The following is a 17,844-nucleotide window of genomic DNA, read 5'->3' as shown; positions in this document are numbered from 1 at the left end:
TGGAGTGAGTGGTTTTTCTTGGACAGTGGGGGCCCGGTGTTCTGGTGGCGGGACAGGGTGGGGTTGTGTCGGGAGCGTGGTGCTCGGATGGGCTCGGGGTTGCGGGTTGTGCGTGAGAGCGTGGGTGAAGGGGTCGGAGGATCGTGTTGGTGTCTGCTTGTCAGTGGTCTGCCGGCGCAGAGGAGTGGTGGGCTGGGTGGGCGGGTAGTGCAGGGGTCATTCCGCCGTCCGGGGGTGAGGAGGGTTTCCGCGGCGGGTCGGCTGGGGCCCGGGGGGCTGCGCGCCTGGCAGTCCGCAGCGCCGGGAGTGGTGGTGCGGGCTGTCTGGAAGAAGCAGCGGCGTACTTCGCGAAGGGTGGGGGTGCGGAAGCGGCTCCCGGGGTAGGAGGCCACTGGTCGCCAGGGGCACGGCTGCCCGGCCTGTGCTGGTGTGCCGGCGGGGCCGGGGTGCCCGGGGGTCGGGCTACCGCGAGCCGGCGGGCCGGGTGTCGGCGGCTGCCACCAGACGACGCGGACTGGTCCTTTTCATCAGGACTGAGCTCGGTGCCTCGGACGGAGCCCTGCGGGTACCGGCGCGTCACCGCGGCCCTGCGGCCGCGGGGGCGCGGGCGCAGGGCCGCGAGGCGGTGCGCACCCGCCCGTGCGTTCCCAGGGCCCGCCAGGCCGCGGCCCCGCCGAGAGGGACCCGGCGCCACCGCCCGGGCCGCCGGGCCCGGAGTCTCGCGTCCCGGCCTGGTCAAGCGGGGCTCCCGCCGCCAGCAGGCCCGGGAGTGAGGTGGGTGGGCGGCATCCACCTGTATCAGAACCCGGGGAGGGACCCGATCTGTCTGGCGACCGTCCCCGGGCTGCTGCACCCAGAAAGCGGTCGGGTACGCCACTGGGGCGACCACGCGCGGCACCGGCCCCTGGTGTGCGAGGCGATCGATATGGCGGCCCGCAGGTGCCCGACGAGGAGGGACAAGACGATCTTCCGCCCCGCCCCGGGCCGCGGCAGCCCGGCACGCCTCCGCCCGGCTCGCCAGGCACCTGAAAGGCTACGGCACTCCTCCTTCGGTGGGCAGGACCGCGGGGCGTGCTGGGCGGGCGCCCGGGCGGAGGTCGGCGGGTGCGACCCTGAAGGAACGAAAGAGCCCACGCCAATGGTGCACCCCACCAGACGCAAGGCCATCAACGACACTGCCTCCCGGATCGAGCCCGGTACACAAGTCAGACGCGTCTTCACTCGGCGCTCGGGTACCGGACGCAGAGCGAGGCCGAACACGATCCGGTAAGCAGTAACAAAGCCGCCCGACCAACACAATCAACCACAGCCCGAGACACACCCAGCAGCCCACACGTGGTCGCGGCGGACACGCCGCAGCCAGGGCGCCCGCGGGGTCCGGCCGCCCGGGCCAATATCAATGTCACAGCACGTCCCGCAGCCAGGGCGCCCGCGGGGTCCGGGTTCCGCGCCCCTGGCGCCGTCATAGACGATCCCGCGGCGCAGCAGCGTCCTGGGGCAGGCGGTGGCGGGCCCTCAATCAGGTTGCCGCGGGCACCCGGGGCGCGAGCGCACCAGGTCACGGGCCCCTCCTGGCAAGCGGGTGGGGACTCGCACCACGGGCGATATCGTCGCGGTGCGCCAGGCGGGCCAGCAGGATCGCGCACCGTGCGATCGGTCCCGGGCCCGCTCGCCGCTAGGGCGCAGCAGCCTGGAGGGCGCCGCCACCCTGCGGGCGACCCCGCTCCTCGGCCAGGGCCCCGGGCCCGCCCGAGACCGGTCGGACCGGCCTCACAGCGTCGCCCTGACACCCCCGCACCCCGCCCGCAGGCCGCGTGACCAGCGCCATGACCTCGCCGGCACCACCGGGCACCGTCCTGCCAATCAGCTCACCCGTCAGCGCATCGACCGCCGCAGCCTTGATGGAACGGGCACGAGCACCCAGTCTCAGACTCCTGCACCCGGCAAGCACCGGGGCCTCCTATGCATGTCGGCACCCCGACCCCCTCACAGCCGCCAACGACCCACGAGGTCGCACACGCCAGGCCCCGGCCCGCAAGCCATCAGACCCCACCCCCATATGGTCTGAGATCAGCCCGCCAGGCGCGCGTAGAGGGCGTCGAGGCGCTCCACGACGGCGGACGGCGCGTGCGCGGCCAGGCACCAGGCCCGGGCCCGCTCCGCCGTCTGCTCCGCCTGATCGGGGTGGTTCAGCGCCCAGCGCACCCGTTCGGGCAGGGTGTCTGCGGTGGAGGCGATCACCGGCGCGCCCGGCGCCTGCATGACCACCGGCCGGCCCAGGGCCATCGCCTGCAGCTCGGTCATGCCCGGCACCCCGAAGGAGTGCTGGCCCACGACCACCTCCGCGCCGGCCATGAGGTCCAGGAACGCCGGACGTGCCATGAGCGGGTGCAGCCGCGCACCCGCCGCCTCCGCCCGGGGGGCCAGGACGCCCCAGCTCACGCCGTGGACCTCCACGCCGTCGGCCACGAGGGCCGCCACGGCGTCGACGAGCGCCTCGCCGCCCTTCGTGTCATCCCAGCGCGAGGAGAAGACCACGCGGCCGGGCACGGGCCCGGGCCGCTCGCCCTCCATCGCCTCCAGCGACAGGGGATTGGGCAGCCACTGGGCGTCCGGGCGCAGCGCGGTCACCGCCTCGGCCAGGTCCTGGGTGGAGTACAGGACCGCGGCCGCCTTCTTCAGGCCGAGCAGCGTCAGCTCCCTGGCCACCGGGCGGTGCAGGTCCATGCGCACGTCCGAGCCGTGCAGGTGCAGCACGTAGGGGGTGCGCGTCCCCCAGCCGTAGTAGCCGTTGGGGCCGTAGTGGACGTGCACGACGTCGGCCCCCGGGCGCGTGCGCAGCCAGCGCACGGCGTCCACCGCCCGCCTGGCCGCGGCCGCCACCAGCGGACCGCGTACGGCCGGCAGGGTGTAGAGCATCCAGCGGTGACCCGTGGCGCGCGCCTGGGTCACAAGGGCCGAGCCGACACCGGCGACATCGCCCACATGGGCGACCCTGAGATCCAGGGGGCTGCGCTCCATGCTCGTCTCCCGTCTGCGCGATCCGGGGCAGACGCCCCGGCGGCCTGCGGCCGCTGCTCTAGGATAGTGGCTCGACGGTGGCGCGGGCCGCCGGAGGAACTGGAGACGAGCATGCCCACAATGGTCTTCCACACGCCCTTCCCCATCGACCGCCAGGCGCGCTCGGCCTCGGGGATCCGGCCCTGGCGGATGATGGACGCCTTCGCCGCCCTGGGGTACGAGGTCCTCGACGTCACCGGCGCCCCCGCCGAGCGCCGCAGGCGCGTGCGCGCCCTGGCCGGCCGCCTGCGCGAGGGCCAGAGGATCGACCTCCTCTACTCCGAGTGCGCCACCATTCCCACCATGCTCGCCGGGGCGCGCCACCTGCCGCCCCACCCCGTCCTCGACCCCGCGCTGTTCTCCCTGGTGCGCCGCCACGGAGTCCCCACGGGCCTGTTCTACCGCGACATGTACTGGGCCTTTGCTGACTACGAGGCCTCGGTGGGCCGCCCCCTGGCCGCCCTCATGCGCGCCGTCTACCGCTACGACCTGGCCTGGTACCGGCGCCTCGTCGATGTCCTCTTCCTGCCCTCGGCGCAGATGGGCCACTACGTCCCCGCCTTCCCCCCCGACCGCATGGAGCCGCTGCCCCCCGGCGGCGTGATCGTCGACAACCATGTGCCGGGTGAGGGCCTGCGCCTGCTCTATGTGGGCGGCTTGGGCTACCACTACCGCCTCCAGGAGTGCGTGCGCGCGGTTGTCTCCGCGCCCCGGGACGTGACCCTGACGATCTGCACCCACGAGTCCCAGTGGGAGGCCGCGCGCGCCGACTACGAGCCGCTCATGAACGATCGGGTGCGGGTGGTGCACCGCTCCGGAGAGGGGCTGGAGGCCCTCTACCGGGAGGCCGACGCCGGCGTTCTGCTTGTTGATGCCGACGAGTACTGGGCGTTCGCGGCCCCCGTCAAGCTCTTCGAGTACCTCGGTCACGGGCTGCCCGTCCTGGCCACCGCCGGGACGCTCGCCGGGGACCTGGTGGCCTCTCAGGGCTGCGGATGGACCCTGCCCTACGACGCCGACGCCATCGGCTCCCGGCTCACCGCCCTGGTCGCCGACTCCGCCCGCGTCGAGCGGGCCCGGGCGCGCACCCATGAGGTCCGCGCCGACCACACCTGGGAGGCCCGCGCCCAGCGGGTCGTGGACGTCCTGGGCGCCGTGCGGCGCAGCTGAGCCCCCTCGGTGGGCTCGGGGTCCCTCAGCGGGCCTCGGCCAGGAGCACCTGGGCTACGCGCCCGGCGGCGCGCCCGTCGCCGTAGGGATGGGCCCGCTCCGGGGCCGGCTCGGCCGGGCGCGGCCGGGAGGCCGCCCGCCGCAGGGCCGGGCCGGGCTCGACGAGCGTGTTCCAGCCCAGCTCGACCGTCTCCACCCACTCCGTCTGGGGGCGCACGGTGGTGCAGGGCACTCGCAGCAGGAAGGCCTCCTTCTGCAGGCCGCCGGAGTCCGTGATCACGCCGCGCGCGTGGAGGGCCGAGGCGATGAGGTCGGGGTAGGCCAGGGGCGGCAGGACGCGCAGCGCCCCCCGGTCGGTCAGGCTCAGGCAGTGCTGCCCGCACTTGGCGACCAGGCGCGGGTGGGCCAGGAGGACGACGGGGTGGTCCACCTCGGCCAGGGAGTCGAGGATGTCGCTCAGGCGCGCGGCGTCGTCGGTGTTCTCCGCCCGGTGGATCGTCGCCAGGGAGTAGGAGCCGGTCTCCAGCCCCAGCCTGGCGGTCACGGGGCAGGGGGAGTCCGCGACCCGGTCGCGCACGCTGAGCAGGACGTCGGTCATGACGTCCCCGACGACGCGCGTGCGCCCCGCCAGGCCCTCGTGCTCGAGGTGGGCTGCGGCCACGGCCGTGGGCGCCAGGAGCAGGTCGGCGGCGTGGTCGGTCAGGACGCGGTTGATCTCCTCTGGCATGGCCCGGTTGAAGGAGCGCAGGCCGGCCTCCAGGTGCGCCACCGGCACGTGGAGCTTGACCGCGCTGAGCGCCCCGGCCAGCGTGGAGTTCGTGTCCCCGTAGACGAGGACCCAGTCGGGCGCCAGGCGCCCCAGGGCGTCATCCATGGCGCCGAGCATGGCGCCAGTCTGGTGGCCGTGGGACCCCGAGCCCACCCCCAGGTGGAGGTCCGGGGCGCTGATGCCCAGGTCCTGGAAGAAGACGTCGGAGAGCATGGGGTCGTAGTGCTGACCCGTGTGGACGATTGCGTGCTCGACTTCGGCCTCGTGCAAGGCGTGGTCGACGGGAGCGAGCTTGACGAACTGGGGCCGGGCTCCCACGACGGACATGACGCGCATGCGCACACCCTATGCCAGGCGCCGTCGTCGTTCCCTCGGTGCTGCGGGGCCGGGAACCGGGCCCGGCTCAGGCGGGCCGGCCCAGGTCGCCGAACAGGTGCGCCGGCTCGCACCAGGTGTCGCGCGTGAAGGCCCGGGCCCACGCCCCCGGCACCGTCCAGCCCCCCAGGAGCCGGGTCGTCAGGAGCGGGCGGGGCATGTCCGTCACGAGGGCGTCGAAGCCCATGGGGGAGTGCAGGGACGCCCAGGTGGAGAAACCCCGCTCGGCCGCGCCCAGCAGGTGCATGGCCTCAAGGCCGGCGCGCAGGCGCGAGCGAGTGGCGGCCGACACCCTCGTCGCCTGGAAGTAGCCGGTCGGCTCCCGTCCCGTCACCCGCGCCCACAGGTCGTCGATGACCGATCGGTAGAAGGACCGCGTCGCGGTCAGGGCCGCGCTGCCCCGCGCCCAGGCCCGCCACATCTCGACGTCGAGCATGGGCAGGGCCCACTCCAGGCCCAGCTGCTCGTAGGCCCGCATCGAGTTGTTGATGTACTTCGTCTGGCGCTCGCGGATGTTGTAGCCCTCGATGACGCTGCGCACGACCCGCCCCTGGGCCGCCGCGGTGGCCGCCGGCTGCGTCGTCGGGGCGGTCATGCCGCCGAGCGTCAGGGCGCGGCGCACAGGCGGCGCCGTCCAGGCGCTGCGCTCGGCCCGGCGGGCGCGCCCGCGCAGGGAGTGGTGGTGGCGCAGCAGCGCCCGGGCGATCGCCGCGCGGGAGACGGGCACCTCCTCGAGGAGCTTCTCGTCGTGCATATTGCCCACGATCGTGTGCCCGGGCAGGATGACGTCGCCCGGCCGCAGCACGCCGTCGTCCACGAGCCGGCACAGGGCGTACCAGTCCTGCACGTGCGGCAGGGCGGACAGGGCGCTGGCCTGGCGCAGGAAGGACGCCGTGCGCTCGGAGTTCCACACCTCCAGCAGGGCGGTGCGCTCGATCTCCACCCCGTGCCACGGGTAGCCGGCCGAGCGCGCCACCGACTGCGAGACCGCCATCTCCCGCGAGCCGGGCAGCCCGTAGGTGAAGGCCATCACGTCCTCCACCCCGTGCAGGCGCAGCCAGGCCACGAGCAGGCGCGAGTCCAGGCCCCCCGACAGGGGGATGGCAAGGCGTCGTCCGGCGGCGCGCTCCAGCAGGCGGCCCATGGCCGCGTCCAGGGCCTCCAGGAAGAGGCCGCCGAAGGCCTCGGGGTCGTCGACCTCGTCGTCGGCGTAGCGGAAGAAGGCGTAGTCGTCCTGGGCGGGGCGGCCCGTGGACCGGTCCACCGCGACCACGGCGCCCTGCTCCACCTGGTGGACGCCCTCCAGGAAGGTGCGCGGACCCGTCACGAAACCCGCGTCCTGAAGCTCCTCGAGCGCGGCGGGGCAGGCCGCCGGATCCTCCAGGGCGCCCAGAACCGCCTCCGCCGAGTCGGCCACGAGCAGGCGGCGGTCGTCGCCCCGCCCCGTCACCGTCCAGAACAGGGGCCAGGAGCGCAGGCGGTCAACGGCCAGGACGACGCGCTCCTCCTCCACGCGCACGGCCGCCAGGCGGCCCGGGTGGTCGCGCAGGACGGCGGGGGAGACGGGGTCGGCGCAGGGACGGTCCGCGCGCACCACGACGACGGCGCTATCGGCGCCGCCGGGGTCGGTGGAGCCGGAGCTCTCCGCCCAGCCGGGAGCCGTGAGCCTGAGATCGATTTGCACTACGCTCTCCTTGCTGCGCGGGCACCTCCAACGGGCATGGCTGAACGCAATCCTACCCACGCGTCCGGTCCTGCACCTGGCAGTCGCTCGTCCTATTAAGATCATGGGCGCAGTCACTGGCACGAGGGAGGACGCGTGAGCCGCGTGAGCGCTGGAGCTAATCTGGACAAGTCCCGCAGGCCGCGGCGCTGCGGTGGCGGCGCCCTCTTGGTTACTCGCATCCACCTGCCCGAAGCCGCAGCCGCCTCCTTCCGCCTGGACGGCGTTGAGCGTGCACTGGCGCGTCACGGAGTGCCCGTGCGCGTCCTGACCACGACCACTCCCGGGCGCGAAGGTGCGCCCGCGCCCGTGCCCGACGACCCCGAGGGCGTGCGCGTCTCGCGCTGGCCCGCTCTACGGGATGCCTCGGGCTACTTGCGCGGTTACCTGCCCTACATGTCCTACGACCTGCCTGTGGCCCTGCGTCTGGGGACGGCCAGTCGGCCCGACATCGTTCTCGTCGAGCCTCCGCCCACCACCGGCGTCGTCGTCCGGGCCGTGTGCGCCCTGCGCCGTTTGCCCTATGTCTGGTACGCGCCCGATGTGTGGTCCGACGCCACCGCCTCTACCGGCGCCTCGGACATTGTGGTTCGCGTCGTGCGGGCCATAGAGTCCTGGGCCGTGCGCGGCGCCGTTCGCGTCATTGCCGTCAACGAGGGCGTCGCCGAGCGGGCCCGCGCCATGGGGGCCCGGGACGTCGTCATCGTGCCCAACGGCGTGGACACCTCCACCTTCACCCCCGATGGTGCGCGGCCCGGTTCTGAGGAGCGTGTTGCCATGGGGCTGACCGGTCCCTACTTCGTCTATGCGGGCACCGCCTCGGAATGGCAGGGCGCCGGTGTCTTCGTCCAGGCTCTGGAGAAGGCCCGCCGCACGCACCCCACGGCCCAGATCCTCTACCTGGGGCAGGGCTCGGACTGGGAACGAATCGGCGATCTGGCTCGCCGGCTGCCCGTCGGACCAGACGGTCTGCCCGGCGTCGTTATGCACGGTCTTCTTCCCGCCCAGGAGGCCGCCCGCTGGCAGCGCGGTGCCGTGGCCAGCCTCGTGTCCATCATCCCGGGGCAGGGCTATGACTTCGCCTACCCCACCAAGGTCCTGGCAGCCCTGGGCTGTGGCGTGCCGGTCGTCTATGCCGGGACCGGACCGGTTGTGGCCGATGTCGAGCGTGAGCACCTGGGCTGGGCCGCGAGCTATGACGTGGACGCCGTCGCCCGGGCCATGGTCGCCGCGCTCGAGGCGCCTGACGATCCCGGGCGGGCCGCTCGCCTATCGTGCTGGGTGCTGGACAACCGCTCGCTGAAGGCCACCGGTGAGGCCGTGGCCCGGACCCTGCGGGCGGTGCTGTGTCCCTGATCCCGCCGGCATCCGGGATGTGATGCCTCCCTCTCTCGGCGGCGTGCCAGCACGGCTGCGCCTCTCGTCCAGTCCCGGTACCGGCGGCAGGCGCCCTCGTAAGCCCCCATGACAGTCCTGCGACCGGGGACCGGTGAAGACGGACATAGACTGTGTCCACCCCAACTACCCCTACCGGAGGAGCCATGCGCATTTCCGTTGTCGCCCTTGGCAAGATCGGGCTGCCTCTAGCGGTCCAGTACGCCGAGAAAGGACATGAGGTCGTCGGCGTGGACGTCAACCCCGTCACGGTGGAGGCCGTCAACGCGGGTCGCGAGCCCTTCCCGGGCGAGGCGCATCTCGCAGACAAGCTCGCGGCCCTGAGCCCGGCCACGGGCAGCGGCGCCCTGCGGGCCACCACCGACTACGCCGAAGCGGTTCCGGGCGCGGACGCGATCGTCCTGGTGGTGCCCCTGTTCGTCGATGACGCCACCTGGGAGCCGGACTTCACGCTCATGGACGCCGCCACGCGCTCCCTGGCCGAGCACCTGACGCCGGGCACGCTCATCTCCTACGAGACGACTCTGCCGGTCGGCACCACCCGCGGCCGCTGGAAGCCGCTCATCGAGGAGGTCAGCGGGCTGGTCGAGGGCGCCGACTTCCACCTCGTCTTCAGCCCCGAGCGGGTGCTGACGGGCCGCGTCTTCGCCGACCTGCGCCGCTACCCCAAGCTCGTGGGCGGTCTGGATGAGGCGGGCACGGCCGCCGGCATCGCCTTCTACGAGGACGTCCTCGACTTCGACCCCCGTCCCGACCTGCCCCGCCCCAACGGCGTGTGGGACATGGGTACCGCCGAGGCCGCCGAGATGGCCAAGCTCGCCGAGACCACCTACCGGGACGTCAACATCGGCCTGGCGAACCAGTTCGCCGTCTACGCCGACAGGGCCGGATTCGACATCGAGCGCGTCATCGACGCCTGCAACTCCCAGCCCTACTCCCACATCCACCGCCCCGGCATCGCCGTGGGCGGCCACTGCATCCCCGTCTACCCGCGCCTGTACCTGTCCACCGACCCCGACGCCTCCGTGGTGCGCACGGCGCGCCAGTTCAACGCCACCATGCCCGCCTACGTCGTGGGCCGCGCCAAGGATGTCCTCGGGGACCTCACAGGCCTGCGGACGGTGGTGCTGGGAGCCTCCTACCGCGGGGGCGTCAAGGAGACGGCCTTCTCCGGCGTCTTCCCCACCGTGGCCGCCCTGCGCGAGGCCGGCGCCGAGGTGCTCGTCCACGACCCCATGTACACCGACGACGAGCTCGCCGCCTTCGGCTGGGCCCCCTACCACCTGGGGGAGCGGGCAGACGTCGCCATTGTCCAGGCCGACCACCCCGAGTACCGCGACCTCGCCCCCGCCGACATCCCCGGAGTCAGGCTGCTGCTCGACGGCCGCCGCGTCACCGAGGCGGGCAGGTGGGCGGGCGTGCCCCGCCTGACCATTGGCGGTGGCGAATGATCCACGTCGTCGCAGGCGTCCTGCTGGCGGCTGCGCTCCTGGTCTCCCCCGGGCTGCTTCTGGCCCGGGTGGGGGGCGTGCGCGGCTGGGCCGCTGCCAGCGCCGCGCTGCCGCTGAGCTGCGCCGTCATCGGCACGTCCGAGATCCTGGCCGCGCTCGCCGGGTGGGCCTGGGTCCCCTGGGGCTGGGGCGTGATCGCCGGAGTGACGGCGCTGGCCGCCGGCATCCTCGTCATCGCCCGCCGCGTCTGGTCCGGGCGCTGGCCGCTGCCCGCCGGCCCGTCCCGGGGCGGGTCCGGTCCCCGGCGCCCCGACCTGCGGGTGCCGGCCGCAGTGGTGGCGGCGTGCCTCATCCTCGCCGTCGGGATACTGGCCGGCATGGGGTCGATGTCCACCCCGGCCCAGTCCTTCGACATTGTCTTCCACTTCAACGCCGTCCAGGCGATCCGGCAGCTGGGCAACGCCTCCAGCTTCGGCAGCATGGCGGCGCTCTACCAGGGCGCGCCCACCTACTACCCCACCGTGTGGCACGGGGTGGTCGCACTGCTGCCCGCTGATGTGGCTGTCGCCTCGAACTCGATGGTGCTCGTCGTGGGGGCCCTGGCCTGGCCGCTCGGCATCACCGGTCTGCTCGTCGAGGTTCTCGACGACGGCGCGCAGTCCCGCAGCCGCACCGCGATCGCGCTGGGCGCCGTCCTGAGCGCCGCCACGGTCGGCGCCCCGACCATGCTGCTGGGCACCCTGGCGGTGTGGGCCTACAGCCTGAGCGTGGTCTGCCTGCCCGGGGTTGTCGTCCTGGGCCTGCGCCTGCTGCGCTCCCTGCCCTGCGAGGGCGCTTTCGAGGACGCCTTCGCGCGGGACTCCCGGACGGCGCCGGCAGCGCCCGCGGAGTCCGAGGCGTCGGCAGAGTTGGCTGAGTTGGCGGAGTCCGCAGCACCGGCAGCACCGGCAGCACCGGCAGCGCCGTCTGTGTCGGCGGAGCCTGCAGCATCAGCGGAGCCCACAGAGCCCGCAGAGCCCACAGCACCATCAACGCCGTTCTCCGGTCTGCTCATGAACGGTCTGCTGTTCGTGGGCGGAGGGGCCGGAGTGGTCCTGGCCCACGGCGCGGGGACCTTCAACACCATGGTGCTCCTCGGGCCGCTGGCGGCCGTCCTCGTCGTCCGCCTGGTGCGCGCCGGCGGCCGGCGCAGGACGCTGACGCTGCGCGCCCTGGCCGTGCTCGCCGTCTTCGCCCTGCTGGGGGCGTGGAAGATGCGCGAGTCCCTGGCATGGGTCTGGAAGTATCCCCGCTCCGGGGGAAACCTGCTGGGGGCCCTTGGTCAGTCTCTGCTCGACCTGCCGCAGTACGGGCCGTTCGCCTTCAAGGGGATGCCGATGAGCATCGGGGTGCCGCTGGGCATCGTGGTGTGCGGCCTGGCCGTGCTGGCTGCCGTGCGCGTGCCCCGGGCGCGCCCGTGGCTGGTGACGGCCGCGCTGGCGCTGTTGCTCCTCACGCTCGTCGGCGGACCGCAGTGGTGGGGGCGCCGGATCGGGGCCCTGTGGTACCTGCAGAAGGCGCGCATCCAGCCGCTGGTCATTATCCCCGGCCTCGTCCTCGCCGCCATGGGGCTGCGCCATCTGCTCGACAAGCGCCCTGGGCGCAAGATGGTCGCCCTTCTTCTCGCGCTCGTGTGCGCCACGGCCGTGGGGCGCCTGCCACTGCACGCGAAGCTGGTGCGCTCGGTTCACGACGCCGACCGGATCGCCTACGGCATGATGCTCACGCCCGAGGACGTGGAGTTCATCTCGGGTCTGGGTGATCTCCTTCCCGAGGACGCCGTGGTCCTGGGGGCTCCTGCCAGAGGAGAGAGCTACCTGTGGTCGCTCGGGGGCGTCGATGTCCTCTACCCGCTGCGGTCGAGGCCGACGGTCGGATCGGCTGCGGACAGGCTCGCCGCCGTCGCCCCGGACCTGCGGCCGGGCTCGACGACCTGCCGGCTTCTGCACGAGGTCGGAGCCGAGTACTACCTGCGGACCGACCGGAGCGGGACCATGTGGGAGGATCGGCAGGCGCCTCTGCGCTGGGACAGGGCCCTGGCGGACTGGCCCACGGACGGCATGGAGCCGGTGGCGTCCACGAGCACGCTCAGCCTGTGGCGCATCACCTCCTGCGAGGGCTGAGCCCCGCGCCGAGATCGGTTCGCTTCCGGCTCGGGGCCGGCTCGGTCCAGTGCGGGGCCGATGACGGCCGGCAGCCGGCGCGCGCACCAGCCGTGCCGATCGCTGCGGTCGCCGGGCGGCAGCGCCGCGCAGTCCGGACGGTTTAAGGCGTCGCCGATCGTGTCGCACCCGCAGGGTAGCGTCCCCGACCATGAGACCCTCCCTGGACATCCTCGTTGACCAGTGCCTCGCTGAAGGCATCACCGTCTCCTGGGCCACGATTCCCAACGGCTGCAGGGGCCTGTACATGCTTCCTACCCGGACGATCTACCTGCATGCGAGTCTGCCCGACTGGATGGCGGTGCCGACTCTGATGCACGAGATGGAGCATGCTCGCCGCGGGGACGAGGGGCCGCAGCCGATCGCCGTCGAGACCCGCATAGACATGAGCGTCGCCTGCCGGTTGGTGGGTGTCGCCGAGTACATGGAGGCTGAGGCCCTGGTCGGCTCCAGCATCGGGGTGCTCGCCATGGAGCTCGAGGTCCCCACCTGGGTGGTGGAGGCCTTTCAGCGGTCTCTACGGCGCATAGTGGCGCATGGCGCGAGCGTCGTGGCCGCGAGGTGAGAAAGGCGACTCACGATATGAGCTCCCCGACCACCGTCCTGTAGCAGCGGACGCGAGTAGGGCCCCTCCACCGGAGTATCCGGTGGAGGGGCCTTGTCGTGCGCGCTCGTGGTGCGGATCAGTTCTCGGTGAGCCGGTCCTGCAGGGCCTGGTCCTGGCGGGTGACTCTGCCATCGAGGGCGCGGATGTCGGCGCGCAGGCCATCGGCCTGCGTCTCGACGCGGGCAACCCTGGTGGAGATTGCGCTCAAGGTGGCGTCCTGCCGCTCGACGTCGGTCTGTCTGGCCGTCTCAGCGGTGTCGAGCCGGGCCAGGACCGTCGAGAGCTGAGCGCGCACCTCGTCCAGGTCCTCGCGCAGGTGGGTGCCGTGCTGGTTGGTCACGCCGTCCCGGGCCGCGTCGGCAGCGGTCCGGGCGGCCTCGACGCGAGCCCAGAGCCTGGACAGGCCCTGCTCGACGCGGCGGGTCTGGGCGCGGATAAGCGCGCCCAGCAGCCCCAGGATCGCGGCGACCGCGACCGTGGAGGCGGTGACCACCTCCGGGGCGGTGAGCACCTGCACCACGGGGTGCGGCGCCGGCGTCATGCGGCAGCAGGCTCCGCCGTCGCGGCAGACTGCTCGACCCCGCCGGCGACCGGGCGGCCGATAATACGGGCGGTGTCGTACAGGCCCGCTGCGCCCAGGCCCAGGACCAGGCCGGAGCTGACGGAGGCGTAGATACCGGTACCCGCCAGGGCGTAGTCGGCCACGGACAGGGCTACGCCCAGGACGACGGCGGCCAGGGACGCCAGCCTGCTGGGCAGGCCGAGGTCCCTGGCCAGGGTCACCATGGCGACGACGGCGGGCGCGGTCGCCAACGCGGTGACTGCATCCATGCGCGTCGTCCCGGATCAGGCGGTCTCGGTGCCCGCCGCCTCACTCGCAGCCGCAGGGGCGGAGGCCGCCGCCTTGGGCTTGGGAGAGGGGGCCGGAGCCGCTGCGGCGAGGCGGGAGAGGTCGGCGCGCATGGCGACGACGTCGTCACGCAGCTTCTTCTGATCGAGCCGGATGTCATCCAGCGCCCAGATGACGTCGCCGGCGGGGTGATCGTTGGCCTTGCCGTAGCGCAGAGCGTTGCGGATCTCGGTGAGCAGGTTGACGGCTTCGGAAGCCATGAGTTCATCTCCTTCTCCGCCCCCTGCGGGGCGGCCGTAGTTGTACCAGGATCGGCAGGCGTTGCTGAAAGGAACGCCGTATGATTGATATGCACTCTGGGCGTTGCCCGAGTTGTAGCGGCTGCCCACGCGGCGAAGAGCCTCGTAGGAGTCGCCTTCCGACTTGATGAGATCGCGGAGGATGGAGCAGCCGACTTCGGAGCTCTTCTCCGGGTCCCACCAGTGCCTGTCCGGGTCGTTGAGGAAGTAGCCCGGATAGGTGATCTGCAGAGGGCCGACACCGTTGGAGGTGTGACCGTTGGAGATCAGGGCGTAGAACTGTCGGAAGTTCTCCTCCGTGACCTCGCCCGCTCCGCTCATGGCGCCGCCGGCGTCGTGGCCGTATATGTTGGCGCCCTTCTCGCCCGTCTCCATCTGGAGGCAGGCGAGCGCTGCCCACCAGGGGCAGCCGACGGTGTCGGCGGCCCTCAGGACGGCGGCCTGGATGCTGGAGAGCTGGTAGTCGGACGCCCCGCCCGAACCGCTGCCGCCGGTGCCGGTGTAGCGCAGGCACGTGGACCACTTGGCGCCCCGTGTCAGCGGGTGGGAGGAGTACTTCGACAGGCGGGACTCGCCGCCATTGTCATCGGCGCTGCTGCCGTCGCCGCCGGCGCTGCCGTAGATACTGCCCGCCGAGTCGATCCACAGCTCTGCAATGGTCGGGTTGTACGGATCGAACGAGTCGTCGCCCGAGTCACGGACGGCCATGGCTACGTGACCGCTGTCGCCGGCGGTGCGCAGCAGGAGGTCGCCGACGCGGAAACCGCCGTCCGGCACGTTGCCGGTCCAGGTGCTGCCGATATTGGAGAAGCCGCGAGAGGCGGCCTCTGCGGCGAGGGACCCGGTCCAGGTGCTGCGGGGGAAGTACGGGTACTTGGCTCCGCACTGGTGGAAAGCGATGTTGTAGGCGCCGGCCACCGCGGCGGAGCAGTCCGCCTCGCCCGGGCCGGTCAACCACCCCTCCCAGTTGCTGTTGTCGTACGCCGACCAGCGCCTCGGCTGGGAGTAGCCGACGCCGCCGAAGTCGTTCGTCCGGCACCAGTACCGCATCTCGTTGGCCGCGTACTCATTCACGGCAGTCATACACATTCACCTCCGTAGTGGTCGAGGCCGGTCTTGGCCCTGTGCGGCATTGCGTTCTCCTTTCCGTGCGGTGATTTGAGGGATTTGAGGATGGTCATGGGGAGGCCCGCAGTGCGGGCGAAGACTTGCTGGGCGATCGGCTTCTCGCGCGCGGGAAAGAGATCTCCGCCTCGCTTTCCGCGCCTGCGGTGCTTCGATCGGCTTCTTGCGCGTGGGAGAGGGGCGGCTCGACGGGGACGGCCTGTCTGCGGCGTGCGGCGTCGTTCCAGGGCTGCTTCTTCGCGTCGTCGCGATACACGTCCGCCCCAGGCTGCTGCAATGCTGCCTGGGGCGCTGGAGACTGATACTCACCTGGGCACAGTGGTGCCCTCGAAGCGTGACACCCAAGTTAGCACATCGAGTGCGCACCTGCAAGATGGGTACGAGGCGGCGTGGCGATCATGCTCGGGCTTCCTCACCAGCGAGGCGCTGATTGATGTCGACGAGGTTGACGAGGCTGCCGCGCGCTGCCACGTGGCCACGGCGGACCCACTGCCTCAGGGTAGCGGCGGTGAGGCTCGGGTGGATGGTGAGGGCGTGCTGCCTGGTGACCCAGTGGGTACCGGTCGTGGTGGTCGTGATGGTGTGGTGGCGGGCTGCGTCGATGGTGCGTCCATCGGGCCACCAGGTGTCGCAGGCGGCGCAGGTGCGCCAGTCGGTCAGGCCGCGATCGGTAGCGGCCTGGAAGAGTGCGCCGCCGCAGGCCGGGCACCGGTGGCCGGGGTCGGCCTGGTCGGTATGGCCGGTGAGACGGGCGAGCCTGTCCCAGCAGGTGGTGAGGTCGTCCAGCAGCGCGTCGGCGTCCCCGTACTCGGCGGTCCACCAGTGGACGGTGGCGGCGAGGTAGACGGCGGGCGGGAGCGTGCGAGTCTCGCCCCTGAGCGAGGCGACGGCATCAGCCCACCCGGCGAGAATGACGGTGATTCCCTGAGCGCTCCTGGCGCCGGCCATGCCCTCGTCCAGCTCATCGAGGCGTGCGGCGAGTCCGAAGGGGAGCCGCTCGGCCGGGGCGCTGGAACGCCGGACGGCGCGTGGCGGGCCTCCGGCGGTGGCGGTGGCGGCGTCGTCGAGGTGCGTCATCCACCGATGGATATCGACGCACATGGCTGCGGGTGCGGGGTGGCGGGTCACGGGCGTGTCTCCCTGGTGTGTTCGTGCGGTTGAGTCGGAGATGTTCCTGCTGGGACGCGCCGGAGGCGCTCCCCACCTGTCCGGCGGCTGCCGGCCGTCACCGGCGAGTCGCGGGACGGTTCCGGCGCCCCGGCGGTGATGAGCCTGCGGACGTCTCCGGACCGGTCGGCGCCGGGGGCGAGGGCGGCCGGGGCGCGGCCGATGGCCGCCCAGGCGCGTGCCTCGGCCCGGGGGCGGTCGGCCCCGGCGCCGATGGCGGCGGTGGCGGCCCGGCGCCAGGCGAGCTCGGCGGCGACGTCGCCTCCGAGGCCGTCGGGGATGAGCGGCCCGTGGGCGGCGGCGTCGGCGCGGATGCGGGCGACGCGGGTCTGGCGGTCGCCGTGGCGGCGGTCCTGGATGGCGGCGGCCAGGTCGGCGGCCTGCACGAACCGGCCGCCGACGGAGGCGATCCGGGTGGCGGCCGGGAGCACCTCCCGGTCCTCGGGGCCGAGCACGGCCGTGGTGCCGTCGGGGCGGGTCACCGGGGTGCGTCGCCCGCCGGCGCCGATGGTGGTGAGCGGGGCGGCGTTCAGGACGGCCGCCCACACGTCGGGGCTGGCGTCGGCCAGGCCGGCCACGCCGGCTCCGCGCAGGAGGCGGATGGCCTGCTCGCAGGCGGCTGCGGTGACGGTCACGATGCCTCCTCCTCGACGACGCGGCGGTAGTCGGCGGGCGTCCACAGGTCGTTGACCACGGCCCTCCAGTCGGCCTCGGTCAGGTTGCCGGTGTTGCCCAGCGGCGAGACGGCGCATGGTCGTCGGCGGCGCCGGGCTTGAAGGCTGAGCTGGTCGTAGTGCTTGCGGAGCTTGGGCAGGCTCAGGATGTTGGCGGACCAGAAGTCGTCACGGGCCGCCCAGTCGATGGCGGCGACGCAGTCGGCGACGGTGCGGCCGTCACGGTCGAGCATGAGCCGGGCCGCGGTTCTCCAGGCCCTGGTCACGGCGGGGCGGCGGCCGGTGCGCTCCTGGACGGAGCCGGCCATGTGCTTACACACCTGCTCGACGTCGTCGCGTACCGGCTCGGCCGACCTGGTCGGCTCCGCCGGGCGGGACTGGTGGGCGTCGGCGGGGTCCGCGTCAATGATGTCCGCGTCGGCGTCGTCGGCACCGGGCTGGTCCGCCTCAGGGCCGGCCTCGGGCCGGGACTGGCCGTCGGGAATCCGCAGCACGTTGCTCCCGTCGGCGAGCGGCTCCTGCTTCCCTGATCCTGCTTCCCTGGTCCCTGCTCCTTGCTCCGGGGGTGAGCCCTCAGTGAGCCTGTCGTGAGGACGTGGCGAGACGTCCGTGAGGGTGCAGGTCTCGGCGTCGTAGTGCGGATATCTTGGCTTTGAAGGGCGATTGATCCGCTGGTGCCGGGCCCACGAGACGACTTGCAGGTATCGACGCCCGTCGGGGCCCTCAAAACGGATGATCAGTCCCCGTTCCGCAAGCTGCTCGAGTCCCGCTTGAACCCTCAGTGAGCCCTCGGCGAGGGGGTCGAGAGGGAACAGGTCGCACTGGATCAGCTGCACGGAATCGCGGCCCACGCCGTTGTCGTCGACGTAGGACCACAGGCCGATGAAGAGGAGCCGGTTCTCGATGCTGAGGGCGGCGACGTCGTCGCTGCGCCAGAAGTCTGGCTTGATCGTCCGGATTCTCATCGTGCTGCTCCCT

General features: G+C 72.6%; 14 protein-coding genes. 5 read left to right on the top strand and 9 right to left on the bottom strand.

The annotated features are described in order from the left end of the window. Positions 1-2,070 precede the first annotated feature (2,070 nt). Positions 2,071-3,021 carry a glycosyltransferase family protein gene (locus tag O145_RS07405; RefSeq protein WP_043561810.1) on the bottom strand — a complete coding sequence of 317 codons (951 nt, stop codon included), beginning with the start codon at positions 3,019-3,021 and terminating at the stop codon, positions 2,071-2,073. 111 nt (positions 3,022-3,132) lie between these two features. On the opposite strand from O145_RS07405, the gene O145_RS07400 reads away from it, so the two are divergent. Next, positions 3,133-4,230 (top strand): glycosyltransferase, encoded by a 1,098-nt coding sequence (locus O145_RS07400; protein ID WP_043561805.1) that lies wholly within the window; start codon positions 3,133-3,135, stop codon positions 4,228-4,230. A 25-nt stretch (positions 4,231-4,255) separates the two neighbouring features. On the opposite strand, the gene wecB is transcribed toward O145_RS07400, so the two are convergent. Both wecB and O145_RS07390 read right to left on the bottom strand, forming a co-directional pair. Further along, positions 4,256-5,335 (bottom strand): non-hydrolyzing UDP-N-acetylglucosamine 2-epimerase, encoded by a 1,080-nt coding sequence (gene wecB, locus O145_RS07395; RefSeq protein WP_043561802.1) that lies wholly within the window; start codon positions 5,333-5,335, stop codon positions 4,256-4,258. Positions 5,336-5,402: 67 nt separating this feature from the next. Beyond that, positions 5,403-7,058 carry an asparagine synthase-related protein gene (locus tag O145_RS07390; RefSeq protein WP_043561799.1) on the bottom strand — a complete coding sequence of 552 codons (1,656 nt, stop codon included), beginning with the start codon at positions 7,056-7,058 and terminating at the stop codon, positions 5,403-5,405. A 144-nt stretch (positions 7,059-7,202) separates the two neighbouring features. Here O145_RS07390 and O145_RS07385 point away from each other — a divergent pair, with 144 nt between their 5' ends. The 4 genes from O145_RS07385 to O145_RS07370 all read left to right on the top strand — a co-directional run bounded on the left by O145_RS07385 (position 7,203) and on the right by O145_RS07370 (position 12,709). Further along, positions 7,203-8,453: a glycosyltransferase family 4 protein gene (locus tag O145_RS07385; protein ID WP_043561866.1), complete on the top strand. Its 1,251-nt coding sequence runs from the start codon at positions 7,203-7,205 to the stop codon at positions 8,451-8,453. 185 nt (positions 8,454-8,638) lie between these two features. Beyond that, positions 8,639-9,943, top strand: coding sequence for a nucleotide sugar dehydrogenase (locus tag O145_RS07380; protein ID WP_043561797.1), 1,305 nt, complete (start codon positions 8,639-8,641; stop codon positions 9,941-9,943). Beyond that, positions 9,940-12,105, top strand: coding sequence for a DUF6541 family protein (locus O145_RS19020; protein WP_043561794.1), 2,166 nt, complete (start codon positions 9,940-9,942; stop codon positions 12,103-12,105). The genes O145_RS07380 and O145_RS19020 overlap by 4 nt, the downstream gene beginning before the upstream one ends. Positions 12,106-12,295: 190 nt before the next feature. Further along, positions 12,296-12,709: a hypothetical protein gene (locus tag O145_RS07370; RefSeq protein ID WP_043561791.1), complete on the top strand. Its 414-nt coding sequence runs from the start codon at positions 12,296-12,298 to the stop codon at positions 12,707-12,709. Positions 12,710-12,827: 118 nt separating this feature from the next. Here the strand turns inward: O145_RS07370 and O145_RS07365 are convergent, their stop codons facing one another. The 6 genes from O145_RS07365 to O145_RS16425 form a co-directional block, all read right to left on the bottom strand. Continuing rightward, positions 12,828-13,292, bottom strand: coding sequence for a hypothetical protein (locus tag O145_RS07365; RefSeq protein ID WP_043561789.1), 465 nt, complete (start codon positions 13,290-13,292; stop codon positions 12,828-12,830). Further along, on the bottom strand, positions 13,289-13,582 hold the full coding sequence (locus O145_RS07360; RefSeq protein WP_156966648.1) for a hypothetical protein: 294 nt from the start codon (positions 13,580-13,582) through the stop codon (positions 13,289-13,291). The genes O145_RS07365 and O145_RS07360 overlap by 4 nt, the downstream gene beginning before the upstream one ends. A 15-nt stretch (positions 13,583-13,597) precedes the next feature. After that, positions 13,598-14,983, bottom strand: coding sequence for an endolysin-like domain-containing protein (locus O145_RS16430; protein WP_052374810.1), 1,386 nt, complete (start codon positions 14,981-14,983; stop codon positions 13,598-13,600). A 438-nt stretch (positions 14,984-15,421) separates the two neighbouring features. Next, positions 15,422-16,102, bottom strand: a complete 681-nt coding sequence (locus O145_RS07350; RefSeq protein ID WP_156966647.1) for a hypothetical protein — start codon at positions 16,100-16,102, stop codon at positions 15,422-15,424. Positions 16,103-16,149: 47 nt separating this feature from the next. Then, positions 16,150-16,827, bottom strand: coding sequence for a hypothetical protein (locus O145_RS07345; protein ID WP_043561783.1), 678 nt, complete (start codon positions 16,825-16,827; stop codon positions 16,150-16,152). After that, positions 16,824-17,831, bottom strand: coding sequence for a hypothetical protein (locus tag O145_RS16425; RefSeq protein ID WP_052374808.1), 1,008 nt, complete (start codon positions 17,829-17,831; stop codon positions 16,824-16,826). Before O145_RS16425 ends, O145_RS07345 begins: the two co-directional genes overlap by 4 nt. Between the last annotated feature and the right edge of the window lie 13 nt (positions 17,832-17,844).

The organism is Actinomyces israelii DSM 43320 (assembly GCF_000711965.1).
Taxonomy (GTDB): Bacteria; Actinomycetota; Actinomycetes; order Actinomycetales; family Actinomycetaceae; genus Actinomyces; species Actinomyces israelii.
The sequence above is the reverse complement of the archived record's forward strand: the minus strand, read 5'-3'. Positions and strand labels throughout refer to the sequence as shown.

Bases quoted from the DNA above. Each gene is read 5' to 3' on its own strand.
- O145_RS07405 (WP_043561810.1), bottom strand. From the start codon at position 3,021: ATGGAGCGCAGCCCCCTGGATCTCAGGGTCGCCCATGTGGGCGATGTC.
- O145_RS07400 (WP_043561805.1), top strand. From the start codon at position 3,133: ATGCCCACAATGGTCTTCCACACGCCCTTCCCCATCGACCGCCAGGCG.
- wecB (WP_043561802.1), bottom strand. From the start codon at position 5,335: ATGCGCGTCATGTCCGTCGTGGGAGCCCGGCCCCAGTTCGTCAAGCTC.
- O145_RS07380 (WP_043561797.1), top strand. From the start codon at position 8,639: ATGCGCATTTCCGTTGTCGCCCTTGGCAAGATCGGGCTGCCTCTAGCG.
- O145_RS19020 (WP_043561794.1), top strand. From the start codon at position 9,940: ATGATCCACGTCGTCGCAGGCGTCCTGCTGGCGGCTGCGCTCCTGGTC.
- O145_RS07370 (WP_043561791.1), top strand. From the start codon at position 12,296: ATGAGACCCTCCCTGGACATCCTCGTTGACCAGTGCCTCGCTGAAGGC.
- O145_RS07365 (WP_043561789.1), bottom strand. From the start codon at position 13,292: ATGACGCCGGCGCCGCACCCCGTGGTGCAGGTGCTCACCGCCCCGGAG.
- O145_RS07360 (WP_156966648.1), bottom strand. From the start codon at position 13,582: ATGGATGCAGTCACCGCGTTGGCGACCGCGCCCGCCGTCGTCGCCATG.
- O145_RS16430 (WP_052374810.1), bottom strand. From the start codon at position 14,983: ATGACTGCCGTGAATGAGTACGCGGCCAACGAGATGCGGTACTGGTGC.
- O145_RS07350 (WP_156966647.1), bottom strand. From the start codon at position 16,102: ATGACGCACCTCGACGACGCCGCCACCGCCACCGCCGGAGGCCCGCCA.
- O145_RS16425 (WP_052374808.1), bottom strand. From the start codon at position 17,831: ATGAGAATCCGGACGATCAAGCCAGACTTCTGGCGCAGCGACGACGTC.